The 6803-nt window shown below is 76.3% G+C and carries 6 protein-coding genes and 1 pseudogene; 2 read left to right on the plus strand and 5 right to left on the minus strand.

What is annotated here, in order from left to right:
- Positions 1-684: thiamine pyrophosphate-dependent enzyme (locus N866_RS13785; protein WP_034227337.1), on the minus strand; the 684-nt coding region annotated here is incomplete at its 3' end.
- A gap of 379 nt (positions 685-1063) precedes the next feature.
- On the opposite strand from N866_RS13785, the gene N866_RS13790 reads away from it, so the two are divergent.
- Positions 1064-1834 carry a sigma-70 family RNA polymerase sigma factor gene (locus tag N866_RS13790; protein ID WP_034227339.1) on the plus strand — a complete coding sequence of 257 codons (771 nt, stop codon included), beginning with the start codon at positions 1064-1066 and terminating at the stop codon, positions 1832-1834.
- Between the two features lie 101 nt (positions 1835-1935).
- Here the strand turns inward: N866_RS13790 and N866_RS13795 are convergent, their stop codons facing one another.
- From N866_RS13795 to hisC, 3 genes are all read right to left on the minus strand, one after another.
- Entirely contained in the window at positions 1936-2679 is a 744-nt protein-coding gene (locus tag N866_RS13795) for an AmiS/UreI family transporter (protein ID WP_081802655.1), read from the minus strand.
- Positions 2679-3434 (minus strand): cysteine hydrolase family protein, encoded by a 756-nt coding sequence (locus N866_RS13800; RefSeq protein WP_034227341.1) that lies wholly within the window; start codon positions 3432-3434, stop codon positions 2679-2681. The genes N866_RS13795 and N866_RS13800 overlap by 1 nt, the downstream gene beginning before the upstream one ends.
- Before the next feature lie 378 nt (positions 3435-3812).
- Positions 3813-4892 (minus strand): histidinol-phosphate transaminase, encoded by a 1080-nt coding sequence (gene hisC, locus N866_RS13805; protein ID WP_034227343.1) that lies wholly within the window; start codon positions 4890-4892, stop codon positions 3813-3815.
- 53 nt (positions 4893-4945) lie between these two features.
- Between hisC and N866_RS13810 the strand changes: the two genes are divergently transcribed.
- On the plus strand, positions 4946-5344 hold the full coding sequence (locus tag N866_RS13810; protein ID WP_342668430.1) for a phage holin family protein: 399 nt from the start codon (positions 4946-4948) through the stop codon (positions 5342-5344).
- 62 nt (positions 5345-5406) lie between these two features.
- On the opposite strand, the pseudogene N866_RS21430 reads toward N866_RS13810, so the two are convergent.
- A pseudogene (locus N866_RS21430) lies at positions 5407-6803 on the minus strand (hypothetical protein); the annotation flags it as partial.

Consider the following 6803-nt stretch of genomic DNA (forward strand, 5'->3'; position numbering starts at 1 on the left):
CACCCCGAAGCCGCGGCCGCGCTCGACGAGCGGCACGCGGGTCTGGCGCTCGGTCGGCTCGGAGATGGCCCACTGGTTGTTCTGGCAGAAGAGCACCACGGGCGCGTTGTTCACCGCGGCGAACACGAGCGCCTCGTTCGTGTCGCCCTGGGAGGTCGCGCCGTCACCGAAGTAGGCGACGACGGCGGTGTCCCGGGCCGGGTCGCCCGTGCCGACGAGGCCGTCGCGCTGCACGCCCATCGCGTAGCCGGTCGCATGCAGCGTGTGCGAGCCGATGACCAGCGTGTAGAGGTGGAAGTTGTGCTCGCGGGGGTCCCAGCCGCCGTGGTCGATCCCGCGGAACTGGCGCAGGACCGCGGTGAGGTCCAGCCCGCGCGTGTGGGCGACGCCGTGCTCGCGGTAGGAGGGGAAGGCGTAGTCCTGCGGCGCGAGGGCACGGCCGGAGCCGATCTGGGCGGCCTCCTGGCCGAGCAGCGGCGCGTAGAGGCCGAGCTCCCCCTGCCGCTGGAGCGCGGTGGCCTCGGTGTCGAACCGGCGCACGAGCACCATGTCCCGGTACAGGCCCCGCAGCGCGTCCGCGTCGAGGTGGGCCACGCGCGGCGCGTACACGGGGTGGTCGACCCGCTCGCCCGTGGGGGTCAGGAGCTGGACGAGCTCGGGCGGGGGGAGGTCGGTCGGCGTCACGCAGCGGGTCCCTTCGGGCGGCGGCCAGGCCTGGTTACGCCAGCGTAGGCTACGGCTCCGTAGGTTCGTGTGGGGAACCCCCACAAGAGTCGTCCGGCGACGCTTGTCTACACCCTCCAACACCGCGCCGCGCCCGGACGGCGCGCTCCCGCGCCCTCGTGCCCCCGCCCGGGCCCCTTCGGCGGGCGGGGGCGCCGCCGTGCCGCGCGCCGGACCAGGGCTGCTGCCTTTCTCTCGCCCACCCGTGGATCGCCTGCTGGGTGTCAGCACCCGTGCATGTTCGCTATAGGGAACCCATGCTGTTCCCGCGGCCGGGCGTGTCCGAGCCGTACCCGACGCCACCAGGGGGCACGGGAAGGCCGGCTGAAGGAGAGCGCTCATGACCGTCACCGCCGTGCGGGCGACCACGACCTCGACCGACCTCCGCCCGTCGGGCCTCCGACCGTCCTTCCCGGGGAGCCGGTCGCCGCGGCCGGAGCCCGCGGTCGACGAGCTGAGCCCGGCGGGGGTCCTGCACGCCTACGGATCGGTCGTCGAGGTGGCCCTGCGCCGGTGGCCGGCCGCGGTCCTCGTCGGCACGGGACTCGACGTCGACGACCTCCGGCAGGAGGGCCTGCTCGGGCTCCTCGCGGCCGCCCGCTCCTTCGACCCGGACCGCGGCGTGCCCTTCCCCGCCTACGCGCGCACGGTGGTGACGAACGCGATGTCGGGGGTCCTGCGCCGGGCCGATCCCTTGCCCGAGCGCGTGCGGGCCGACGCCCGGGCCGTCCGCGACGCCCGGAGCGCCCTCGGCGACGGGGCGACGACGACGGCCATCGCCGGCCGGACCGGGCTGAGCGCCCGTCGGGTCGCCGACGTGGCGGCGGCCGCGCACCGCGTGGTGGCGACCTCCGTCGACACGCTGCCGGAGTGGGCGCACCCTGCGACGACGGTGAGCCCGGAGGACGTCGTCGTCGAGCTCGAGGAGGCGAGCACGCTCCGCGCCGGTGTCGCGGCGCTGCCCGAGCGGCACCGCCGGATCCTGCTCGCGCGGGTCGTGCACCGCACCCCGGTCGGGGAGCTGGCGGCGGCCGAGGGCGTCACGCCGAGCCGCATCTCCCAGATCGTCACCGCGTCCCTCGCCGTCGTCCTGCGCGGGACGCCCGACTGACCCGGCGCCCCTCGGGCGGCGTACGGCGACGTGCGACGCGACGACGGCCGACCGGGGAGGCGTCCCCGGCCGGCCGCGTCGGCGTCAGACCGCGCTGGTCGTCAGACCGCGCTGGTCACGGGCTGCCGCGCCTCCGGTGCCGTCCAGGTCGCGGTGTCCTGCGTGCTGTCGGGCGCAGTGTCGGGAGCAGTGCCGTGCGCAGTGCCGTGCGCGACGTCGGGCTGCGGGGACTCGACCTCCCTGCCGGCCGCGGGACGGCGGGCGAGCGCCGCGGAGGCGACGGCTGCGGCCCCGAGCGCGGCGAGCGCCGCCCAGCCGGCCGTCGGACCGGTCGTCCACCGGCCCTCCAGGAGGAGCAGCGCGGGGACCGTGCAGGTCGGGATCCCGAGCAGCACGAGGTACCAGCCGGTGAACCGGCCGAGGTCCAGCGACCCCACCTGCGTGCGACCGAGGCCGAGCAGCACGAAGAACAGCAGCCACATGGAGGACCACGTGGCCCAGATGACCGCGAACACCGGGTCCGTGCCGACCGCCTGGACGGCGTGCAGCGCAGCGATCCCGGCGACGAAGAGGCTGTACCAGCCGAAGCCCTCGGTCTCCAGGTCCCGCTGCACGATCAGGCCGTACCAGAGGTACGTGAAGCCGAACAGCAGGCTCGGCCAGGCGCCCTGGACGACCGCGGGGTCGGACGAGCCCTGCACCAGCACCAGGACCGGCAGGAGCACCTGCGCCCCGCCGACGAGGAAGTTGAGCGGTACGACGCTGCGACCCCGGACGACGCCCAGGCTCGCCAGGCCGTTGACGAAGAGCACCGCGCCGACGAGGAGGAGGCCGACGTCGCCCATCAGCGCGCCACCAGCCCGGCGAACGTCTCCGAGGAGATCACGGGCGCGAAGAAGTTCGTGATCCGCTCGAAGGCGGCGCGCTCCTGGTCCGGACGCTGCGCACCGGTCGCGTCACCGATGACGATGGGCAGGAGGCCGTGGTCCCGGGCGGCCCGGGCGTTGCCCTCGATGCACCAGTCCAGGTGGATGCCGGTGATGACGACGACCTCGACCCGCTTGCGGGCGAGCTCCAGCGGCAGGTCCGTGCCGACGAACGCCGTCTGGAGCGCCTTCTCGTAGAGCTCGTTGTCGCCCGGCTCCACGAGGTCGCGCAGCTCGTCCACGAGGGCGTCGTCCCACGCGACCTGCTCGGGCGTCGCGTCCAGGTGACCCGTCCACGACGCGTACTGGGCGCGGTCGAAGTCGGTGCCGGGGTAGCCGTCGCGGAAGACCGAGTAGCCGATCCAGTTGAAGGAGACGAAGTTCCCGGCCGCGCGGGCCGCACGGACGGAGCGGACGGTCGCCGGGAGGCTGCCGCGGAAGGCGTGGCCCTCGGCGTACTGCACGCCGCCCGGCCGGTACAGCGAGTTGGACTGGCTCACGGACAGGAAGGCGGCGGGGCGCGACAGCACCTCGCGCAGGTCCAGGCCCTGCCAGTGGGTGGGCAGCGGCGGGATCGCGTCGACGTTGCTCTCCGGCAGGCCGAGGGCGACGGGGTCGAGGGGTGCCGGCTCGAGCGGCGTGAGGCGGTCGGTGCGGACGTCCAGTGCGGTCATGGTGGTTCCGTTCGTGCGTGATGGAGGCGCGCGGGCGCCGGGTCGTCACCGGGTACGGGTGGGCCGGTGGGCGCGCCGGGACGTGCCCGGCGGCGGGCCGGTCTGGCAGGACCGGGGGCGGGCGCGACCGCGCGGTCGGCGCGGGAGGGCCCCGGCACGTCAGGCAGCAGAGGTGGCCGACGTGGCCCGCGTGGACGCGGGACTCAGCAGGGCATTCGGCAGGCGGGCGCACAGGCGCCGGCCGGCACGCACGGCACGACGGCGCGGCGCGGGGCGCCGGTCGTCGGGGTGCCGTGGGTCATGGCGTGACCGTAGCCCGACCGGGTGACGCGGTGCAGCCGGGGACCACGATCGTCTCGCTGACCGAGACCGGGGGTCTCAGCGCCAGGCGGCGGCGGCCTCCACGAGCCGGTCGTTCGCCGCGGGCTCGCCGATGGTGACCCGCAGGCCCTCGCCGGCGAACGGTCGCAGCAGCAGGCCCTGCGCGGCGGCGTCGACGGCGAGCGCGGCCGTCCGGTCGCCCGTGGCGAGCCAGACGAAGTTGCCCTGGGCGTCCGGCACGTCCCAGCCCTGGTCGAGAAGCGCGGCCCGGACGCGGTCCCGCTCGGCGACGATCGCCGCCACGCGGTCGAGCAGCTCGGCCTCGGCGGCGAGGCTCGCCAGGGCGGCGACCTGCGCGAGGTGGTTGACGCCGAACGGGGTGGCGGCCGTCCGGATGCCGCGGGCCACCTCCGGCCGGGCGACCGCGTAGCCCACGCGCAGCGCCGCCAGCCCGTAGGCCTTGGAGAACGTGCGCAGGACGACGACGTTGGGGTGCGCCGCCAGCGCCGCCGCGCTGTCGAGCGGGTCGGGACGGCGCACGAACTCGACGTACGCCTCGTCCAGCACGACGACGACGTCCGGCGGCACCTGGGCGAGGAACGTCATGACCTCGGCGTGGGCGAGGGCCGGGCCGGTGGGGTTGTTCGGGGAGCACAGCAGCACGACGCGGGTGCGCTCGGTGACGGCCGCGGCCATGGCGGCGAGGTCGTGCCGGCCGGCGGCGTCGACGGGCACGGGCACGCCCACCGCGCCCTGGAGCTGGACGAGGATCGGGTAGGCCTCGAAGGAGCGCCAGGCGTGCACGACCTCGTCGCCGGTGTCGCAGAACGCCTGCAGCACGTGGCCCAGGACGGCGACGGACCCCGTGCCGGCGACGACCGACGACGCCTCGACCCCGTGCCGTGCGGCGAGGGCCTCACCGAGCTCGGTCGCGAACATGTCCGGGTAGCGGTGCAGCTGGGCGGCCGCCTGCTCGACCGCGGCCCGCACCGAGGGCAGGGGCGGGTACGGGTTCTCGTTCGAGGAGAGCTTGTGCGCGGCCGGGTCCGCGGCCCGGGCCCCGGGCACGTAGGCGGGGATCCGGTCCACGACCGCGCGGAAGCGGACGGACGCGGGCTGAGGAGCGGCGCTGGTCACCGGCCCAGGATGCCACTGCCGCTCCGCCGTGCGCCCGACCTGATCGTGGAAGCATGGGAACCATGACGTTCCTGCCGCGCGTCCTGGTCAACGCCGCCGCGATCTGGTTGGCGACCGTGCTGCTCGACGGCCTGGAGGTCGTCGGCGGGGACGACACCGCGTCGCGCGTGCTCGTCTTCCTGGCCGTGGCCCTGGTCTTCGGTCTGGTCAACGCCGTGGTCCGGCCGATCGTGGCCTTCTTCTCCTTCCCCCTCTACCTCGTCACGCTCGGGCTGTTCACCCTGGTGGTGAACGCCCTGATGATCCTGCTGACCGGGTGGCTGTCGGGCCTGACGGACTACGGGCTGCGCGTGGACGGGTTCTGGACGGCCCTGCTCGCCGGGCTCCTGGTCGGCGTCGTCAGCTTCCTGCTGAGCCTCGTGGTGCCCGGGGCGCGCAAGCGCCGCGACTGAGCCCACCCCCGCGCGACTCACCTCCCGGCCTCTCCCCGCCGCGCCCGTCACCCCCGCGCCTCTCACCCCCGCGCGCCGGGCGAGGGCGGGGGCACCCGGACGGCCGAGTACCACGCCGTCCCGACCGTGGTCGTGTCGGCGAGCAACGCCGCGACCTGGGCGCTCGCCGCGTCCCAGCGGGGGTCCCCGGCCCCCTCCAGCCCGGCCGCCGTCCGCGCGTAGGTCCGCACCTGGTGGGAGGCGAGCGGCGAGGCCGCCGCCGCGCGGGTGGCTGCGTCCGGGGCCGCACCCAGGTCGACGACGGCGGTCGTCCGGGTGGGCGTGTCCGGGTTGGGGGCCGCGTCGCACCCGGCCACGAGGTCCGTCGCGTGCTCCAGGTGCACCCCGACGACGTCGGGCGGGAGGTCGATCGTCCCCACGGGCGAGCCGGCGGTGACGACCGCCCGCACGTCGAATCGCTCCTGCAGGGCGGGTGCCGCGGCGACCGCGGCGGCAGCGATCCCGCCCTGCGAGTGACCGGTGAGGACCACGGGCTCACCGGGGCGGATCCCGGCGAGCTCCATCGCCCGGACGACGGCGGCCGTCACGTCGTCGGCCCCCCGGGCGACGAGGCCGAGGTTGGACGTGAGGTCGAACGGGTTCGGCCCCTGCACCGGTCCCCACTCCTGTGTCCCGGGGACCGTGACGACCCACGTGCGGGTGCCGTCGGGGCGTCGGAGCTCCTTCACCTCGATCGTCCCCGCGCCGGCTCCTGCCGACCCTGCAGGCGCGGGGGGCTGCCCCGGCGGGCCGCCCCCCGGGCCGGCTGCTCCCGGGTCGCCCGGTGGGGCCGGGTAGGTGCGCTCGATCCCCGCGACCAGGTCCGGGATGCCCCGCGGCGGGGCCTGGGCGGGTCCGGGCGGACGCGTCAGGCTGCGGGCCACGACGAGCCCGCTCGGGACCGTGCCGGTCAGCCACCGGGCGACCCCCACCCACCCCCACAGCTCCTCGGCGGTCCCGGCGGCGACCGGGACCTGTCCGCTCGCGGTCCCCGCGACGACGACCGGGCCGGGGGCGCCGCCGGGCAGCGCCCCCCGCAGGAAGCCGCCGACGAAGGGCAGCACCGGCTCCAGCACCCCCGTCTGCCGGGGGTCCGGTGGCGGCGGCCCCTCCCCGACCAGGACCCAGCCGACCAGGCCCGCCGGGCCCTCGAGCGTCCGGGTCCAGCGGCTCAGCGCGTTCAGCGTCACCCCGGTGGCGGTCGGTGTCCGGCGCAGGAGCCGGAGGGTGACGACGCGCTGCGCCGCCACCGCCGCCAGCGTCAGACCGCCGGCGGCGGCGAGCACCCAGCCGACCGGGCCGGAGGTGCCCAGCGCGTGCCCTGCCCCCACCTGGATCCCGCGGACCACCCGTCCCGCGGCGGACTCCGCGGCGGCGTACCCCCGCACCGCCGTCCGCACGTCCGCGGCCGTGCGGTCGG

Source organism: Actinotalea ferrariae CF5-4, from assembly GCF_000603945.1.
Taxonomy (GTDB): Bacteria; Actinomycetota; Actinomycetes; order Actinomycetales; family Cellulomonadaceae; genus Actinotalea; species Actinotalea ferrariae.

Coding starts and splice junctions, on each gene's coding strand:
- N866_RS13790 (WP_034227339.1), top strand. CDS start 1,064: ATGACCGTCACCGCCGTGCGGGCGACCACGACCTCGACCGACCTCCGC.
- N866_RS13810 (WP_342668430.1), top strand. CDS start 4,946: ATGGGAACCATGACGTTCCTGCCGCGCGTCCTGGTCAACGCCGCCGCG.
- N866_RS13795 (WP_081802655.1), bottom strand. CDS start 2,679: ATGGGCGACGTCGGCCTCCTCCTCGTCGGCGCGGTGCTCTTCGTCAAC.
- N866_RS13800 (WP_034227341.1), bottom strand. CDS start 3,434: ATGACCGCACTGGACGTCCGCACCGACCGCCTCACGCCGCTCGAGCCG.